Genomic DNA, 16,485 nt, shown 5'->3' with positions numbered 1-16,485 from the left:
GCGGCTACAGCATCGCCACGCGCGCGATGATATCGGCGTAGATCCCGGTCAGCGCGTGCAGGTCGTCGATCGCGACCGCCTCGTCGAGCTTGTGCATCGTCGCATTGACCAGCCCGAACTCGACCACCGGACACAGCTTCGACAGGAATCGCGCGTCGGATGTGCCGCCGGTGGTCGATAGCTCGGGTCGCAGACCCAGCGCTGCTTCGATCGCATCGCCGATCAAGGTCGAGAAGGCGCCGGGGGCGGTGAGAAAGGCTTCGCCCGAGATCCGCGCGATCACCTGCGCGGCGGGCGCGTGGCGCGCGACGATCCCCTCGATGCGCGCAACGAGATCGACGCCACGCTGCTGATCGTTGAAGCGGATCGACAGCCGCGCCGAGGCGTGCGCCGGAATGACGTTGGTCGCCGGATTGCCGACGGTGATGTCGGTCGTCTCGATATGCGAGGGCTGGAACCAGTCGGTGCCGGTGTCGAGCACGACGGCGTGGATCTCGGCAAGCGCCGCGACCAGTCTGGGGATCGGATTGTCGGCAAGGTGCGGGTAGGCGACATGGCCCTGCCGCCCCGGCACCTCGATCCACAGATTGACCGAGCCGCGCCGTCCGATCTTGATCATGTCGCCGAGCCGGTGCGCCGAGGTCGGTTCGCCGACCAGACAAAGATCGGGCTTCACCCCCAAAGTCGCCATGCGCTCGATCAGCGCGACGGTGCCGAAGGTCGCCGGCCCTTCCTCGTCGCCGGTGATGATCAGGCTGAGCGGCGCGTGCATCGGCGCGCGCGCCACGGCGGCGACGAAGGCGGCGATCGCGCCCTTCATGTCGACCGCGCCGCGGCCGTGGAGTAGCCCGCCGCGAATCTCGGGCGCGAAGGCGCCGCTCGTCCAGCCACTGCCGGGCGGCACGACGTCGAGATGGCCGGCAAAGGCGAGATGCGTGCCGACCCCGCTGCGCGTCGCGAGCAGATTCTCGACCGGGCCGTCAGGCGCCTCGCCGGCGACGAAGCGGTCGACCGCGAAACCGAGCGGCACCAGCGTCGCTTCGAGCGCATCGAACACGCTCCCGCGCGCAGGGGTGACGCTTTCGCAGGCGATCAGCGCCTTGGTCAGGTCCAGGACATCGGGCAATAGGGCGGCATTGTTCATGGGAGGCGACATTGCCCAAGCTCGATCTCGATACAATCCCGCAGACCAACCGCACCGGCTATCCCGCGCCCTATTCGGACAAGGTGCAGGGCCGCTGGTACCGCCGCCTCGCCCCGGCTGCCGGGCTGACGGATTTCGGCGTCAGTCACGTGACGCTCAAACCCGGCGCCTGGTCGTCGCAGCGCCACTGGCATGAAGGCGAGGACGAATTCGTCGTGCTGCTGTCGGGCGAGGCGGTACTGGTCGACAATGACGGCGAGCATGTGATGCGCGCCGGCGATTGTGCGAGCTTTCCCAAGGGCGACGGCAATGGCCATGTGTTGCAGAACCGCGGCGCGGCAGATTGCGTATTCGTGGCGGTCGGTGGCAATGCGCCGACGGCCGGCAAGGCCGAGAGCGATTGCCATTATCCCGACATCGACATGCATTTGCCGGGCGGCGGGAGCTTCGTGCGCAAGGATGGCAGCGAATTCTGACATCAGCCCGTTTAGCGCGGAACCATTGTGGCGATTGTGCGTTTGGGTCTCGCGTCTCGCATAGGCTTTGCGCGACGCGGGGAATTTTCACGATGCAGCATCATCCTCAGTCGCGGCCCTGATGGCCGTGATTCTCGTCGTCGAGGACGAGGTCTTCATTCGCCAGCACGCTGCGTGGACGATTGACGATCTCGGGCACGGCACCTTGCTCGCCTTCGATCTTGCGTCCGCGCTTGCCCATCTTTCCGCCGCGACGAAGATCGACGCGCTCTTCGTCGACATCCGCCTCGCCGCGCTGGCGCTGGGGGGATATGAGATTGCCGATCGTGCGGTCAGCATCCGCCCCGGTCTGCCGGTGCTCTACACCTCCGGAAGCACGCTCACGCCCGCAATGGCCGGCCAGTTCGTCGCCGGCGGCCGGTTCCTCCAAAAGCCCTATTCCTCCGCTCAGCTCGCGACCTGCATGGGCGAAATGTTGCAATAGCCTCTCTCTCTTCCCCCACTCCAGGTTCACCACGGCGCCCAGCCTGCAATACATTCCCGGGCCCGACCATCGTGTCAGGACAGCAGATTCCGACTTCCACGACAGAGCTGGGCACCCTGCTCTCCGAGAGCTTCCCCGCCACGGCACAGGGGCAGACCGAGGAATCGATCCTCAAGGCCGGGGCACTGCAGAGCGCGATCTTCAACAGCGCCAACTTTTCCAGCATCGCGACCGATGCGAAGGGCGTGATCCAGATCTTCAATGTCGGTGCCGAGCGCATGCTCGGTTACACCGCGGCCGAAGTGATGAACACGATCACGCCAGCGGATATCTCTGACCCGCAGGAACTGATCGCGCGCGCGCAGGCGCTGAGCATCGAGCTGGCGACGCCGATCACGCCGGGCTTCGAGGCGCTGGTGTTCAAGGCATCGCGCGGCATCGAGGACATTTATGAGCTGACCTATGTCCGCAAGGACGGCTCGCGCCTGCCGGCGGTGGTCTCGGTCACCGCATTGCGCGACGCGACCGGGCTGATCATCGGCTATCTGTTGATCGGCACCGACAACACCGCACGCAAGCTGGTCGAGGAGGAGCAGAAGAAATCCGACCAGCGGCTGCGCGACCAGCAATTCTACACCCGCTCGCTGATCGAATCGAACATCGACGCGCTGATGACGACCGACCCCGCCGGCATCATCACCGACGTCAACAAGCAGATGGAGGCGCTGACCGGCTGTACGCGCGACGAGCTGATCGGCGCCCCCTTCAAGGATTGCTTCACCGACCCCGACCGCGCTGAAGCCGGCATCCGGCGCGTGCTGAGCGAGAAATCGGTCACCGATTACGAGCTGACCGCGCGCGCCCGCGACGGCAAGCAGACCGTGGTGTCGTACAATGCGACGACCTTTTACGACCGCAGCCGCACGCTGCAGGGCGTGTTCGCCGCGGCGCGCGACGTCACCGAGCGCAAGCGCGTCGAGGAGGAATTGCAACAGGCCAAGGCGGCGGCGGAAAGCGCCAGCCGGACCAAGTCAGATTTCCTCGCCAGCATGAGCCACGAAATCCGCACCCCGATGAACGCCATCATGGGCATTGCCGATCTGCTGGCGAAGACCGCGCTGACCCCCGAGCAGGACAAATATGTCCAGATATTCCGCCGCTCGGGCGACAATCTGCTCAACCTGATCAACGACATTCTCGATCTGTCCAAGGTCGAGGCCTCGCAGCTCGACCTCGAGCGGACCGGCTTTTCGCTCAGCGATCATCTCGAAAAGGTCATCGAGATGGTCGCGCCGCGCGCCGCCGAGAAGGGGCTGGAACTGCGCTGCACGATCGATCCCGATGTCGGCAACGATCTCGTCGGCGACCCGACGCGGCTGCGCCAGGTGCTGCTCAACCTGCTCGGCAACGCGATCAAGTTCACCGCGCAGGGCAGCGTCGCGCTCAAGGTGGAACGCGACGGCGATCATGCCGTCCCGACGGCCTTGCGCTTCACCGTGTCGGACACCGGCATCGGGATTGCCGGAGAGAAACTCGCGCGTGTGTTCGAGCGCTTCACCCAGGCGGATTCCTCCACCACGCGGCGTTTCGGCGGCTCGGGCCTCGGCCTGACGATCTCGAAGCGCCTGGTCGAGCTGATGGGCGGCAGCATCTGGGTCACCAGCGTGGTCGACAGGGGCAGCGACTTCGGCTTCGCCGTGCCGTTCGAAACATGGGTCGCCGGCCCCCGGGCGGAAAGCGCCCCGATCGGGACCGATCCCGACGCGCCGTTGCCGGCGCTGCGCATCCTGATGGCCGAGGACTCGCCCGACAATTGCACCATCGCCTTGGCCTATCTCGAGGACACGCCCTACCGCATCGACATCGCCGAAACCGGCGCGATCGCCTGCGACATGTTTCGCGCCGGCGATTATGATCTCGTGCTGATGGACCGCCAGATGCCGGTGATGGACGGGCTGACCGCCACGCGCACGCTGCGCGCCTGGGAAAAGGCGCATGGCCGACCGCCGACCCCGATCATCGCGCTGACCGCTTCGGCATTGAAGGGCGACCGCGAAACCTGCCTCGCCGCCGGATGCACGGCCTATCTCACCAAGCCGATCAAGCAGGATGTTTTGCGCCAGGCGATCAGGGATTTCGCCGCCGCCACGCCCAAGGCGGCGCGCGCGAAGCGCGGCGTACCGGCCGGCGGCGATCGTTCGGCGATGCGGCTGGCCGAACAGACGCCCGCTTATCTGAACAATTGCCGCGACAATGTCGCCGCGATGCGCGGTGCGCTGGCACGCGGCGATTTTCCGGGCGTGAGCACGCTGGGGCACAATCTTCGCGGTTCCGGCGGCGCGTTCGGCTTCCAGGCGATCACCGATTTCGGCGCGAGCATCGAACAGGCCGGCGACGATCGCAATCGCGCGGTCGTCGATGGGCTGCTCGTGTCGCTGTCCTGCTATCTCGATCGGGTCTGATTCAGCCTGTCAGTAGCTAGCACGGGGCCGTGCTACGCTGCCGCCACCGCCACCGCCTGCGCCGCAAACCACGGCGTCATCCGCCGCAGCGCTTCCTCGACCCGGTCGGTCGATACCGCGAAGCTGAAGCGCATGAAGCGGTGACCCTCGACAGGGTCGAAATCGATTCCCGGCGCGGTCGCCACGCCGGTGTCGAGCAGCAACCGCATGCAGAAATCCATGCTGTCATCGGTCAAATGCCCGATATCGGCATAGATGTAGAAGGCCCCATCGGGCGGCGCGATGCGGCGCAGGCCGAGCGCGGGCAGCGCCGCCAGCATCAGCTCGCGATTGCGCGCATAGCCTTGGACATGGCCCTCGAGCTCGTCGCGGCAATCGAACGCGACGAGGCCGGCATGCTGCGCCAGCGATGGGGGGGTGAGGAACAGATTGCCCATCCGCGCCCGCGCTGCATCGATCAGCGTTGGCGGCACGATCAGCCAGCCCAGCCGCCAGCCGGCCATGCTGAAATATTTCGAGAAGCTGTTGACGACCAGCGCCTCGGGCTCGTCCTGCAGCACCGAGCGCGCCGCGCCGACATAACTCAGCCCGTGATAGATTTCGTCCGAGATGATGCGGATGCCGCGTCGGCGACACACCGCCACGATCGCCGCCAGCTCATCGGGCGCGATGATCGTCCCGGTCGGATTGGCCGGGCTGGCGAGGATCAACCCGTGCGGCGCGGGATCGAGCGCTTCGATCGCGGCGGCGGTGATCTGGTACCGCTCGGCTTCGCCGCAGCCGATCTCGACCGGCTCGAGGTGCAGCGCCTTCACCGTATTGCGATAGGCGACATAGCCTGGCCGCGCGAAGGCCACGCGATCACCCGGTGCGAACAGGCACGACAAGGCCAGCACGAAGGCGGGCGAGGCGCCGCAGGTCAGGATCACCTGTTCGGGGTCGACCGCGACGCCATAGCTGTCCGCATAGCTGCGGGCGATGCGCGCCTTGAGCGCGGGGCTCTCCCAATAACCCATGCCGTCGTTGTCGAGGATGCGGTGCGCGGTGGCGATGGCGGCGGCGGGTGCCCCGGTTGAGGGCTGGCCGAACTCCATATGGATCACCGAGCGCCCCTCCGCCCCAAGACGGTGCGCGGCGCGGCTGATCGCGATGGCGTGAAAGGGATCGATCGTGGCCGTCATGGCGCCGTCAACCGCTAACGGGCTTCTCGAACTGTTCGATCACCCACTCCTCTTCCTGCGCCGCGGCGATCCAGTCCTGCATGAAGGGGTGGTGGAGCACCGCGTCCATGTAGCCCGTGGCGAAGCGCGCGACCGGCAGGCTGTAGGTGACGATGCGCGTTATCACCGGCGCGTACATGATGTCGGCCGCGCCGAAATCGCCGAACAGGAATTGCCCCTCGCCGCCGAAACGCGCACGCGCCTGCGCCCATAATTCCATGATCCGGCTGAGATCGGCGACGACATCGTCATCGGGGCGGCTCGGCGGGAAGACCTGGCGCACGTTCATGCTGTGCTTGCGGCGCAGCGCGGCGAAACCCGAATGCATCTCCGCCGCCATCGAGCGCGCCATCGCGCGCGCCGCGTCGTCGGCCGGCCAGAAGCGCGTGCCGCCCGATTTCTCGTTGAGATATTCGACGATCGCCAGGCTGTCCCAGACCACGACATCGCCGTCCCACAGGATCGGCACCTTGCCGGACGAGGGGGCGAACTCGTCGCCGGCGCGGCGCCTGTCCCACTCGGCATCGTAAAGCGGGACGACCATTTCCTCGAACGGCAATCCCGATTGCTTCGCCGCGAGCCAGCCGCGCAGCGACCAGCTGCTATAGGCCTTGTTACCGATGATGAGTTTGAGCATGCGCTGCGCTTAGCGAGGAGACGGTCAAAGCCGCAAATGGATTCCGCGCCGGTGCAGCGGCACGAGCAGCCCGATCACCAGCGCGAGCACGGCGAGCGAGCAGAGGAACGAGGCGAGGTACGGATCGGGCGCCACCGCCTGCATCGCGGCAAAGGCGTGCGCGCCGAGCGTCGTGGCGCCCAGGTAGAGCCGCATCCCGGCCAGCCCGAGCAGCAGCGACACCATATAACCGAGGATCGCGTTCATCCCCAGCAGGTAGAGCGGCGCGAACAGGCGGTTCATGAAGGCGCGCCTGCTTGCCAGCATCGTCAGCGCCAGCAGCAATGCGGACAGCCCCGACGAGAACAGCGCATAGCTGCTGCTCCACAGCCGCTTGTTGATCGGGAAGACGGGATCGAGCAGCAGCCCCGCGGCGACCAGCACGACCCCGCCGATCGCGATCCACGCCACCGCGCGCGCCGGGGCGCGCTGCCACGCGATCGCGGCGAGCATCCCGAACAGTATATTGGCGAGCGCGGGCAGGGTCGAGAGCAGCCCTTCGGGATCGTAAACCACCGTGCCGCCGGCGCCGGTGCCGAACCGCCACATATGCGCCGGGGTCAGCAGCATCCGGTCGACATAGCCGGCGAGATTGCCGTCGGGGGTCAACTGGCCCGCACCATGGCCGGGCACCGCCACCAACAGCATCAGCGCGGCATAACCGGCGAGGATCGCGACAGCCGCGCCGCCGATCAGCCGGGCGTCGAGCCGCGCGCGCCCGTCCGCGTCACGTCGCGCGGTCAGCATGACGAAGACGGCAACCATGCCATAGCAAAGCCCGATCCGCGGCAGCACGCCCATCAGCCGGAAGGTCGCAAGGCCCGGCCGCGCCAGCATCTGCCACGCCCAGCCCAAAGCGATCAGGCTCGCCGTGCGCCGCGCGACGCGCCACCACAGCGTCGCATCGACGCGCCGCGGGAAGGACAGTGCCAGCGCGACGCCGACCGCGAAGAGAAAGGCAGGGAAGACGAGGTCGGTCGGGGTGAAACCATTCCACGCGGCATGGTCGAGCGGCCACCAGACATAGTGCCCGGAGCCCGGCGTGTTGACGATGATCATGCCCGCCACAGCGGTGCCGCGAAACAGATCGAGCCCGGTCAGGCGGGGCGGCGGGGCGGAGGCCATGCGCAGGGGATAACCGCCGCGCGGTGCCCCGGCAATTGCGGATCAGGACGGGTCGTTGGGCCGATCGCCAAAACCACCGCCGGTCAGGCTGCGCGCGACGGTTTCACTGAACTGGTCATTGGATCTGACGTGCTCGCCGGCACCGTCGACAATGAGCGGTGCCTCGGCGTCAGCATAGGCCGATACGATACCGGCCCGGCCATAAAGCGGGTTCATTCCGCTGGCCGTGTAACTCCCCAAACCAACCCCGGTCGCCACGCTCACGCACAATCCCGCGATGCCGGCGATGATGATCGCCGGCCGGTTCACACCTGCCATGTCCCGTTCTCCCGTTCTGCGCTTAACGCACCGATCGTCAGGACCGTTCCGGCCGGATCAAAAACGCTTGCCGTAAACGAGGAACCCCGAGCGCTCGGCGACCTGATCGTAGAGCCGCATCGCGGTCGCGTTGGTTTCGTGCGTCTGCCAATAGACGCGGGGCGCACCGGCCGCCTGGGCGCGGTCATAGACCGCCTCGATCAGCGCCCGCCCGACGCCGCGGCCACGCACCGCCGCGCTGGTGAACAGGTCCTGCAGGTAACAGGTTGGTGCGATCGCCGTGGTGCTGCGGTGGAACAGATAATGGGTCAGCCCGACCAGTGCGCCGTCCTGCTCCGCGACCAGCGCATGGACCGGCTCGGCCTCGTCGAAGAAGCGCGCCCAGGTGGAGGCGGTGATCGCCGGATCGAGCGCGGTCGCGCCGCTGCGGCCGTAAAATTCGTTATAGCCATTCCATAGCGGCAACCATTGCTCGTAATCCGCGCGAACAACCGGACGGACCGACGGTCCGGTCATGTCAGCCCAGCGTCTCGAGCACGGCCGCGCGCAGTTCGGCGATGCCGAGTCCCGTCTCGCTTGACGTGACGAGGATCTCCGGGTGCGCGGCGCTGCGCTTGCGCGCCTCGTCGATCGTGCGCTGCGTCACCTCGGCAAGGTCGGTCGCCTTGATCTTGTCGGCCTTGGTCAGCACCACGCGATAACTCACCGCCGCCTTGTCGAGCATTTCGAGAATGTCGCGGTCGACATCCTTGATGCCGTGCCGCGCGTCGATCAGCACCAGCGCGCGCTTGAGCACCTGCCGCCCGCGCAGGAAGTCGTTGATCAGGAACCGCCACTTCTTGACCACCGCCGGCGGCGCCTTGGCAAAGCCATAGCCCGGCATGTCGACCAGCCGCATCAGCAGCGGTTCGCCGACGTCGAAGAAGTTCAGTTCCTGCGTGCGCCCCGGCGTGTTCGAGGTGCGCGCCAGCGTGTTGCGCCCGGTCAGCGCGTTGAGCAGCGACGACTTGCCGACATTGGACCGCCCGGCAAAGGCAACCTCGGGCACGTCGGGATCGGGCAGGAATTCTAGCGTCGGCGCCGATTTCAGGAACGCGATCGGCCCGGCAAAGGTCTTGCGGGCGGATTCGAGGGCTTCGTCCGTAAACATCAAATCCTCCCCATCGCAGATGGGGAGGGGGACCACGAAGTGATGGTCCCCCTCCCCATGCAGGCATGGGGAGGAATGAAGGCGACAATCACTTCACCACCGCCGTCTTCAGACCCGGATGCCGCGCATAGAGCAGCCGCTGCTGCAGGATGGTGATGCAGTTCGAGGTGATCCAGTAAACCTGCAGGCCGACCGCGAACCCCGCCATCACGAACATCAGCACCCAGGGCATGATCGCGAAGACCTGCTTCTGCGCCTCGTCCATCGGCGCCGGGTTGAGCTTGAACTGGAAGTACATCGACACGCCGAGCAGGATCGGGATCACGCCGATCGCGATCATCGTCGGCGGGTGGAACTGCAGCACGCCGAACAGGTTGAGCGGCGTCAGCGGGTCGGGCGCTGACAGATCCTTGATCCACAGCACGAACGGCTGGTGACGCATTTCGATCGTCAGCAGCAGGACCTTGTAGAGCGAATACATGATCGGGATCTGCAGGAAGGTCGGCAGGCAGCCGGCGAGCGGGTTGACGCCTTCCGCCTTGTACAGCGCCATCACTTCCTGCTGCTGGCGTGCCTTGTCGTCCTTGTAGCGCTCCTGCAGCGCCTTCATCTTGGGCTGGATCGCCTTCATCGCCGCCATCGAGGCGAACTGGCGCTGCGCGATCGGGAAGATCAGCGCGCGGATCGTGATCGTCAACAGGATGATCGCGACGCCGAAATTGCCGACCAGGCGGAACAGCCAGTCGAGATAGGTGAAGATCGGCTTTTCGACGATGCGGAACCAGCCCCAGTCGATCGCATTGTCGAAATGCGCAATGCCGGTCTTGGCGTCGTCGGTATAGGCGTTGAGCGTCGCGACTTCCTTGGCGCCGCTGAACAGGCGGGTCGTCACGGCAATCGCCTTGCCCGGCGCGACGACGATGGGCGCGCGCGTCACATCGGCCTGATACTGGCTGTCTGCGGCAGCCGCGAAACCGAGATGGACTGCCGCCTTCTGGTCGGGGATCAGCGCTGCGAGCCAATATTTGTCGCCGAAGCCGGCCCAGCCGCCGGTCGCGTCGAAATGATTCTCGCCCGGCTTGCCGCTGTTGCCGAACAGCTTGACGAAAAAGCCCGGCTCCTGCCCGTCGAGATTCTTGTAGGTGATGTCATATTCGGCACCGTTGCCGAACACGCCGATCGGGCCGACATGGTTGGTCCAAGTGTCGAGATCGGTGCCCGGGCCGTGGCGCGAGACCAGCGCATAGGGCTTGACCGAGATCGGCGCGGCGCCGGCATTGCTGACCTGCTGCGTCACCGTGAACATGAACTTGGCATCGACCGCGATGGTGATGTCGAAACGCTGGTTGCTGGCGTTGGTCCAGCTCAGCGTCACCGGCTTGCCCGGCGCCAGCACCGGCGCGCTGGCGGTGAACACCGTGTCGGGGCCGGGCACCGCGACGCCATCGCCGGTCCAGCCGAAATTGGCGAAATAGGCGTTGTCGGTGCCCGACGGCGAGAACAGCCGGACCGGTGCCGAATCCTTGGCGATGGTTTCCTTGTAGGTCGGCAGCAAGAGATCGTCGATCCGCGCGCCCTTCAGGTTGATCGAGCCGTTGAGCGACGGCGTGACGATCTTCACGCGCGGCGTCTCGGCCAGCACCTTGTTGCGGTCGCGCGCCTTGGCCGGCGTCGTAACCGGTGCGCTCGACACGGGTGTGGTCTTGCCGCCCGCGACCTGCGTCACCGGCGGGTTGGCTGTGGGAAAGAACCGCGCGGTGAGAAATTGGCCGCCAATCAGCACCAGCGCGGCGAGCACCGCGAACAGCACCCAGTTCCTCTGTTCTTCGTTCACCTGGAAATTCCTGTTTGGCTTAGGCGCGCAATGTCACGGGACGGGGTCATAACCATGTCCGCCCCAGGGATGGCACCGCGCGATTCGTCTGGCCGCCAGCCACCCGCCCTTGAGCGCGCCATAGCGGCGAAGCGCCTCGATTGCATAGCGCGAACACGTCGGGTCGTAACGGCACGAAGGCGGCAGCACGACCGATGGGCCGATCTGCCAGAAGCGGACCAGCGCGATGAGCAGCCGGGTCAGCATCGATCAGGGCTGGGCCCGGTCGCGCGCCGGCCGCGCGATCTTGCCGAGCGCCTTGGCCAGTTCACCGCGCAGCGTCGCGAAATCGCGTTCGATCCCGCCGGCGCGGCCGATCAGGACATGGTCGGCACCGCGCACGCCCGATTCGGGCAGCAATTCTCGCGCCAGCGCACGAAGGCGGCGCTTCATGCGGTTGCGTACCACCGCGCCGCCGATCTTCTTGGTCACCGTATAGCCGATCCGCATCATCGGATCGCCGTCTTCCCGGTCGCGCACCAGCAGGACGAAGCCCGGCATCGGTGCACGCTTTCCGCTATTCGCCGCGAGGAAATCCGCGCGGCGCGTCAGCGTGTTCAGGCCGACAGCTTCTTGCGGCCGCGGTTGCGGCGGGCGCGGATCACGTTGCGGCCGCCCGGCGTCGCCATGCGCGAGCGAAAGCCGTGGCGGCGTGCACGCACGAGGTTGCTCGGTTGAAAGGTCCGCTTCATCGCTCATCACCTGGTCGTCAGAATGGAAAAGGGCCGCCCAAAGGACGGCCTCGTTGGGCTGGCGCATAAGCGCGCCTCCCGCGAAAGTCAATTCGCGGACTCGCTTGCCGTGTCGGCGGCGAGCTCGGCCTTGCTGCGTGCGCGCCGCCGTACCGCGCTGCCGCGCCGCATCGACAGGTCGACGACATGGCCGGTCTTGGGCCAGCGCCGCTTCCACCGCGCGAACTGGCGCCGCGCCCAGCGCGAGTTGCGCAGGATCAGGATCATACCCCCGGCAAAGAAGAAAATCCCGCCGGGGCCGGGGATCGGCCCGACGATACCGGCGCAAAGGATCAGGATCACGCCGAGTACGAGCTGGGCGACGCGCAGGGCAGGGTGGCGGCGTTCGATCTCCATCATCGCGATGTGGGAGTGGTGTGTTGGATTGACAAGACGGTCTCGACGATGTTCGATGAAGCTCTCGCGTTGACCGGGGAATGAGCGCGACATAGCCTGCAGCCTCGGGGTGCCGCCCCCATTTCTTGGTCCGATTGGCGAGGTCCCCGGGATATCCATGCCGCACGTACGCACCCCCGTCCTTCTCGTGCCCGCCACCATGGCCGATATCGACCGGCTGTCGCCGCGCCTGATCGCGGGCATCGAACATGGCTTCGCTGATCGCGACGCGGGGGTCGGCATGCTGCGCGACGTGATGGCGCAGTTCGCGACGATATCCCGGCCCGCACGCTGGGGTTCCTTCTGGAGTGTAGACACTGCCGGCGAGCGCATGGTCGGGCTGTCGGGCTTCAAGGCACCGCCCGCGAACGGTGCGGTTGAGATCGGCTACCTCACCTTTCCCCGCTATGAAGGCCATGGTTACGCCACGCGCACCATCGCGGCACTGGTCGCCCATGCGTGGCGCGAGGTAGCGCTGGTCGTCGCCCATACCCTGCCGCTCCCCAATGCCTCGAACGCGGTGCTCGCGCGGCACGGTTTCAGCCATGTCGGCGAGGTGCTGGACCCCGAAGACGGTCTCGTCTGGCGCTGGGAGAAATCGCGCCGGGCTTGAACTTCCCCTGCCGCAGATTCCCGCTATGTTCACCGTCACTTCCGGGGGGCAGGTAAATGGTCGCGAGCGTATCGACGGTGGCGTATCTCGGGCTCGAGGCGCGGGCGGTCGAGGTGCAGGTGCAACTCATCGCTGGCCTCCCGGCGTTCAACGTCGTTGGTCTCGCCGACAAGGCGGTCGCCGAAAGCCGCGAGCGCGTGCGCGGCGCGATCGCCGCATTGGGGCTCGCGCTTCCGCCCAAACGCATCGTCGTCAACCTCTCGCCGGCCGATCTGCCCAAGGAAGGCACGCATTTCGACCTGCCGATCGCCATCGGCCTGCTCGCCGCCATGGGCGTGGTCGATGCCGAGGCGCTGGCCGATTTCGTCGTCGTCGGCGAACTCGGCCTCGACGCGCGGATCGCGCCGTCGCCCGGCGTGCTGCTCGCCGCGCTGCACGCCTCGGCGATCGGCAAGGGGCTGGTCTGCCCGGCGGCGCAGGGCGCCGAGGCCGCCTGGGCCGGGTCGATCCAGATCGTCGCCGCGCCCGACATCCTGTCGCTGCTCAACCATTTGAAGGGGCACGGCCTGCTTGGCGCGCCGCAGCCAGGCGAGGCGGACGACGCCGTCATCGGCCCCGATCTTGCCCAGGTCAAAGGCCAGGAAACCGCGAAGCGCGCGCTGGAGATCGCCGCCGCTGGCGGCCACAACCTCATCATGGTCGGCCCGCCGGGCGCGGGCAAGTCGCTGATGGCGGCGTGTCTGCCGGGCATCCTCCCGCCGCTCGACGCTGCCGAGGCGCTCGAGGTGTCGATGGTGGCGAGCGTCGCGGGCACGCTGGTTGGCGGGCGGCTGACGCGCACCCGGCCGTTCCGCGCGCCGCATCATTCGGCGTCGATGGCGGCGCTGGTCGGCGGCGGGCTGCGCGTGCGTCCGGGCGAGGTCAGCCTCGCGCATCTCGGCGTGCTGTTCCTCGACGAGCTGCCCGAATTCCAGCGCGCGGTGCTCGATTCGCTGCGCCAGCCGCTCGAAACTGGCACGGTCAGCATCGCCCGCGCCAATGCGCACGTCACCTTTCCCAGCCGCATCCAGCTCGTCGCGGCGATGAACCCGTGCAAATGCGGCCATCTCGGCGATGCGGCCTTGGCCTGTTCGCGCGCGCCGCGCTGCGCCGCAGATTATCAGGCCAAGATATCCGGCCCGCTGCTCGATCGCATCGACCTGCATGTCGAGGTCGCCGCGCTCAGCGCCGCCGATCTCGTCCTGCCGCCGCCGGCCGAAGGGTCGGCACAGGTCGCCGCGCGCGTCGCGGCCGCCCGCGCCGTCCAGGCCGCGCGCTACGCCGATCACCCGATCCGCACCAATGCCGAGGTCGACGGGACTTTGCTCGAAGCCGTCGCCACGCCCGACCAGCCTGGCCGAACCTTGCTCGCCCAGGCATCGGAGGCGATGCGGCTGTCGGCGCGCGGTTACACCCGCATCCTGCGCGTCGCGCGCACCATCGCCGATCTCGCCGGGAGCGGCGGGGTAGGGCGCATCCACATCGCCGAGGCGCTGAGCTATCGGCGGCAGGCGCCGCGCAGCTGACGGGTTGCGAGGCGCGCGCGCCCTCGCCATGATGCCGGCGCGCGGTCCTGGGGCGGACGGTGACGAGGGGGAATCCGATGGGCTGGATGATCATGCCGTTGCGCCGCTACGCCGACTTTCGCGGGCGATCGCAGGCCATCGAGTTCTGGATGTGGATGTTGTTTCTGCTGCTCGTCACGATCGTGATGGTCGTGCTCGATGACTTACTGGGTCTCGGCGCGCGCCCGCGCAGCCCCGAGCTGTCCGGCGCCGCGGTGTTGACGTTTGTTTTTCAGCTTTTCTGGAGTGCCGGTCTGTTGACCTGGATGTTTTGGCTGATGATCCTGGTGCCGCATCTCGCGGTCCAGGTACGTCGGCTGCATGACAGCAATCGCTCTGGCTGGTGGATCTTCTTGCCGGTCGCGCCATGGGGCCTTTCCTTCGCCTCGCTGGCGATCGGCGGCCTGTCGGGCAGTTTTACCATGCTCCTCTTTGCGTGGTTTTTTGCGCTATTGATCCTGGGGGGAGCCGTCACCTTGATCGTCTTCTATTGCCTCGACGGGACACGCGGCGTGAATCGTTACGGCATCGATCCCCGAGCGCCGGAGACGGCGGACGACCTGGCCGGGGTGTTCGACTGATGCCGCGTTCGACCGTGGCACATACCGTCCATTCACGTCACGATGGGCACCGCAAGGCGCGCCTCCGGGGAGCCAATTCTCGTCTGGAAATCTGTCCGGCGCTCGCTTATAGCCCGGCGCTTCTTCGATTGGGGGGCATTTAACCCTCTGGTCGGCACGCGGGCGTGGTGGAATTGGTAGACGCGCCGGACTCAAAATTGCGTTTAGCCTAAAAAAGTAAGCCAAAAACCCCGTAAAACCAATGGTTTGAGCAAGGACGAGACCTCCAAAAAGACTTACACATGTCTTACACACTTTGGAGTTCTCGCAATGCCGACAGAAAGCCATCTGCTGATGGATGGGGCGCTGCATGTCTATCGGCGTGAGAACAGCCGCTACTGGCAATGCTCGACCTATCTTGGCAGCCGTAACTACCGGCAGACGACCAAGGAGGCCAGCCTTGCCGCCGCCAAGGATTTCGCGCGCGACTGGTATATGGAGCGGTGCGTCGAAGATCGCCAGCGCCGACGCGGTGGCGTTCCTTTGCTGGGCAGCCCTGTCCAGCCTCTAATCGCCGATACCGGCGCGCCGATCGATGGTCGGCGTCGGCGAACGCCAACCGGCCCCAGCTTCGAGGATGCCGCCAAAGCGTTTACCAGCGAGTTCGAGGTCATCACGCTGGGCGAACGCAATGCCGGATATGTGAAATCGAAGGCCGACATCGTGCGCGTCCACCTCTTGCCGTTCTTTGGCGAAACGGCCCTTGAGGACATCACGGCGGGCAAGGTGCAGGAGTATCGGGCGCATCGCCAGACATCCCGCATAGACCCGAAAACCGGCAAGCCGAAGAAGCCTGCCCGCGCGACCTTGCACCACGAGATCGTGACGCTCCGGCAGGTGCTGAAGACCGCCAATCGCAAGGGCTGGATCGCGGCGCTGCCCGACATGTCGGCGCCCTACAAGACGTCCGGCAAGGTCGAGCATCGCGCCTGGTTCTCGCCCGAGGAATACAAGATGCTTTATGAGGCCACGCGCGAGCGGGCCAAAAACCCGCCCAAGCCGCGCTGGCGTGAAGTCTGCGAGACCTTCCACGATTATGTTCTGTTCATGGGCAACACCGGGCTGCGGCCCGATGAGTCCGCACGGCTTGAGCTGCGGGACGTCAAGATCGTGAACGACGAATCGACCGGCGAGCGCATCCTGGAGATCGAGGTGCGCGGCAAGCGTGGTGTCGGTTTCTGCAAGTCGATGCCCGGTGCGATCCATCCTTTCGAGCGCGTTCGCAAGCGCAAGCAGCTCAAACCGACCGATCGCATCTTCGGGAAATCGCCACGAGAGTTGATGAACACCGTCCTCGACGAGCTGAATCTGAAGTTCGACCGCGATGGCCACATCCGCACCTGCTACAGCCTTCGGCATACCTATATCTGTCTACGATTGCTCGAAGGGGCGGACATTTATCAGGTCGCTAAGAACTGCCGCACCAGTGTCGAGATGATCGAGAAGTTTTACGGGCGGCATTTGAAGAACAACATCGACGCATCTGCCGTCAATGTTCGCAAGGCTAAACCCCCGAAAGTCGCCGCCCGAAAGAAGGCCGCGATGCCAACAACATAAGCCAAGTAGCTGATGTTTGCCGTTGCGTGTTTTGAT

The 16,485-nt window shown here is 66.2% G+C and carries 19 protein-coding genes; 7 read left to right on the top strand and 12 right to left on the bottom strand.

Annotated features, from left to right (window positions below; translation table 11 throughout):
* Positions 1-4: 4 nt before the first annotated feature.
* Positions 5-1,144, bottom strand: coding sequence for a succinyl-diaminopimelate desuccinylase (gene dapE / locus U1839_RS02920; RefSeq protein ID WP_332802177.1), 1,140 nt, complete (start codon positions 1,142-1,144; stop codon positions 5-7).
* A gap of 11 nt (positions 1,145-1,155) precedes the next feature.
* Here dapE and U1839_RS02915 point away from each other — a divergent pair, with 11 nt between their 5' ends.
* The 3 genes from U1839_RS02915 to U1839_RS02905 all read left to right on the top strand — a co-directional run bounded on the left by U1839_RS02915 (position 1,156) and on the right by U1839_RS02905 (position 4,566).
* Positions 1,156-1,620, top strand: a complete 465-nt coding sequence (locus U1839_RS02915) for a cupin domain-containing protein (protein ID WP_332802176.1) — start codon at positions 1,156-1,158, stop codon at positions 1,618-1,620.
* A 121-nt stretch (positions 1,621-1,741) separates the two neighbouring features.
* A complete protein-coding gene (locus U1839_RS02910) occupies positions 1,742-2,104 on the top strand; it encodes a response regulator (RefSeq protein ID WP_332802175.1) in 363 nt (120 codons plus the stop codon).
* Positions 2,105-2,175: 71 nt separating this feature from the next.
* Entirely contained in the window at positions 2,176-4,566 is a 2,391-nt protein-coding gene (locus tag U1839_RS02905; RefSeq protein ID WP_332802174.1) for a PAS domain S-box protein, read from the top strand.
* Between the two features lie 32 nt (positions 4,567-4,598).
* On the opposite strand, the gene U1839_RS02900 is transcribed toward U1839_RS02905, so the two are convergent.
* From U1839_RS02900 to U1839_RS02850, 11 genes are all read right to left on the bottom strand, one after another.
* Positions 4,599-5,747: an aminotransferase class I/II-fold pyridoxal phosphate-dependent enzyme gene (locus U1839_RS02900; protein WP_332802173.1), complete on the bottom strand. Its 1,149-nt coding sequence runs from the start codon at positions 5,745-5,747 to the stop codon at positions 4,599-4,601.
* A gap of 7 nt (positions 5,748-5,754) precedes the next feature.
* Positions 5,755-6,423 carry a glutathione S-transferase family protein gene (locus U1839_RS02895; protein ID WP_332802172.1) on the bottom strand — a complete coding sequence of 223 codons (669 nt, stop codon included), beginning with the start codon at positions 6,421-6,423 and terminating at the stop codon, positions 5,755-5,757.
* Between the two features lie 24 nt (positions 6,424-6,447).
* On the bottom strand, positions 6,448-7,587 hold the full coding sequence (locus U1839_RS02890; protein WP_332802171.1) for an acyltransferase family protein: 1,140 nt from the start codon (positions 7,585-7,587) through the stop codon (positions 6,448-6,450).
* Positions 7,588-7,629: 42 nt separating this feature from the next.
* Positions 7,630-7,905 (bottom strand): hypothetical protein, encoded by a 276-nt coding sequence (locus U1839_RS02885; protein WP_332802170.1) that lies wholly within the window; start codon positions 7,903-7,905, stop codon positions 7,630-7,632.
* 57 nt (positions 7,906-7,962) lie between these two features.
* On the bottom strand, positions 7,963-8,421 hold the full coding sequence (locus tag U1839_RS02880; RefSeq protein ID WP_332802169.1) for a GNAT family N-acetyltransferase: 459 nt from the start codon (positions 8,419-8,421) through the stop codon (positions 7,963-7,965).
* 1 nt (position 8,422) lies between these two features.
* The gene (gene yihA / locus U1839_RS02875) at positions 8,423-9,055 is read right to left on the bottom strand and encodes a ribosome biogenesis GTP-binding protein YihA/YsxC (protein WP_332802168.1); all 633 of its coding nucleotides are present in this window, start codon (positions 9,053-9,055) and stop codon (positions 8,423-8,425) included.
* An 88-nt stretch (positions 9,056-9,143) separates the two neighbouring features.
* Entirely contained in the window at positions 9,144-10,889 is a 1,746-nt protein-coding gene (gene yidC, locus U1839_RS02870; protein WP_332802167.1) for a membrane protein insertase YidC, read from the bottom strand.
* Between the two features lie 33 nt (positions 10,890-10,922).
* Positions 10,923-11,135: a membrane protein insertion efficiency factor YidD gene (yidD, locus tag U1839_RS02865; protein ID WP_281128864.1), complete on the bottom strand. Its 213-nt coding sequence runs from the start codon at positions 11,133-11,135 to the stop codon at positions 10,923-10,925.
* Positions 11,136-11,138: 3 nt separating this feature from the next.
* Entirely contained in the window at positions 11,139-11,480 is a 342-nt protein-coding gene (rnpA, locus tag U1839_RS02860; protein ID WP_332802357.1) for a ribonuclease P protein component, read from the bottom strand.
* A 5-nt stretch (positions 11,481-11,485) separates the two neighbouring features.
* Positions 11,486-11,620, bottom strand: coding sequence for a 50S ribosomal protein L34 (gene rpmH / locus U1839_RS02855; RefSeq protein ID WP_010162954.1), 135 nt, complete (start codon positions 11,618-11,620; stop codon positions 11,486-11,488).
* Positions 11,621-11,707: 87 nt separating this feature from the next.
* Positions 11,708-12,016, bottom strand: a complete 309-nt coding sequence (locus U1839_RS02850) for a hypothetical protein (protein WP_332802166.1) — start codon at positions 12,014-12,016, stop codon at positions 11,708-11,710.
* Between the two features lie 157 nt (positions 12,017-12,173).
* Between U1839_RS02850 and U1839_RS02845 the strand changes: the two genes are divergently transcribed.
* The 4 genes from U1839_RS02845 to U1839_RS02830 all read left to right on the top strand — a co-directional run bounded on the left by U1839_RS02845 (position 12,174) and on the right by U1839_RS02830 (position 16,449).
* Positions 12,174-12,668 carry a GNAT family N-acetyltransferase gene (locus U1839_RS02845; RefSeq protein ID WP_332802165.1) on the top strand — a complete coding sequence of 165 codons (495 nt, stop codon included), beginning with the start codon at positions 12,174-12,176 and terminating at the stop codon, positions 12,666-12,668.
* 56 nt (positions 12,669-12,724) lie between these two features.
* The gene (locus U1839_RS02840) at positions 12,725-14,233 is read left to right on the top strand and encodes a YifB family Mg chelatase-like AAA ATPase (protein ID WP_332802164.1); all 1,509 of its coding nucleotides are present in this window, start codon (positions 12,725-12,727) and stop codon (positions 14,231-14,233) included.
* 77 nt (positions 14,234-14,310) lie between these two features.
* The gene (locus tag U1839_RS02835; protein WP_332802163.1) at positions 14,311-14,853 is read left to right on the top strand and encodes a DUF805 domain-containing protein; all 543 of its coding nucleotides are present in this window, start codon (positions 14,311-14,313) and stop codon (positions 14,851-14,853) included.
* 309 nt (positions 14,854-15,162) lie between these two features.
* Complete coding sequence (locus tag U1839_RS02830; protein ID WP_332802162.1) at positions 15,163-16,449, top strand: site-specific integrase; 1,287 nt, start codon at positions 15,163-15,165, stop codon at positions 16,447-16,449.
* The last annotated feature ends 36 nt before the right edge of the window (positions 16,450-16,485 follow it).

Source organism: Parasphingomonas halimpatiens (assembly GCF_036663795.1).
GTDB lineage: Bacteria > Pseudomonadota > Alphaproteobacteria > Sphingomonadales > Sphingomonadaceae > Sphingomonas.
This window is presented reverse-complemented; position numbering and strand designations above follow the sequence as displayed.

Coding starts and splice junctions, on each gene's coding strand:
- dapE (WP_332802177.1), bottom strand. CDS start 1,144: ATGAACAATGCCGCCCTATTGCCCGATGTCCTGGACCTGACCAAGGCG.
- U1839_RS02910 (WP_332802175.1), top strand. CDS start 1,742: ATGGCCGTGATTCTCGTCGTCGAGGACGAGGTCTTCATTCGCCAGCAC.
- U1839_RS02900 (WP_332802173.1), bottom strand. CDS start 5,747: ATGACGGCCACGATCGATCCCTTTCACGCCATCGCGATCAGCCGCGCC.
- U1839_RS02895 (WP_332802172.1), bottom strand. CDS start 6,423: ATGCTCAAACTCATCATCGGTAACAAGGCCTATAGCAGCTGGTCGCTG.
- U1839_RS02890 (WP_332802171.1), bottom strand. CDS start 7,587: ATGGCCTCCGCCCCGCCGCCCCGCCTGACCGGGCTCGATCTGTTTCGC.
- U1839_RS02885 (WP_332802170.1), bottom strand. CDS start 7,905: ATGGCAGGTGTGAACCGGCCGGCGATCATCATCGCCGGCATCGCGGGA.
- U1839_RS02880 (WP_332802169.1), bottom strand. CDS start 8,421: ATGACCGGACCGTCGGTCCGTCCGGTTGTTCGCGCGGATTACGAGCAA.
- yihA (WP_332802168.1), bottom strand. CDS start 9,055: ATGTTTACGGACGAAGCCCTCGAATCCGCCCGCAAGACCTTTGCCGGG.
- yidD (WP_281128864.1), bottom strand. CDS start 11,135: ATGCTGACCCGGCTGCTCATCGCGCTGGTCCGCTTCTGGCAGATCGGC.
- rpmH (WP_010162954.1), bottom strand. CDS start 11,620: ATGAAGCGGACCTTTCAACCGAGCAACCTCGTGCGTGCACGCCGCCAC.
- U1839_RS02850 (WP_332802166.1), bottom strand. CDS start 12,016: ATGGAGATCGAACGCCGCCACCCTGCCCTGCGCGTCGCCCAGCTCGTA.
- U1839_RS02845 (WP_332802165.1), top strand. CDS start 12,174: ATGCCGCACGTACGCACCCCCGTCCTTCTCGTGCCCGCCACCATGGCC.
- U1839_RS02840 (WP_332802164.1), top strand. CDS start 12,725: ATGGTCGCGAGCGTATCGACGGTGGCGTATCTCGGGCTCGAGGCGCGG.
- U1839_RS02835 (WP_332802163.1), top strand. CDS start 14,311: ATGGGCTGGATGATCATGCCGTTGCGCCGCTACGCCGACTTTCGCGGG.
- U1839_RS02830 (WP_332802162.1), top strand. CDS start 15,163: ATGCCGACAGAAAGCCATCTGCTGATGGATGGGGCGCTGCATGTCTAT.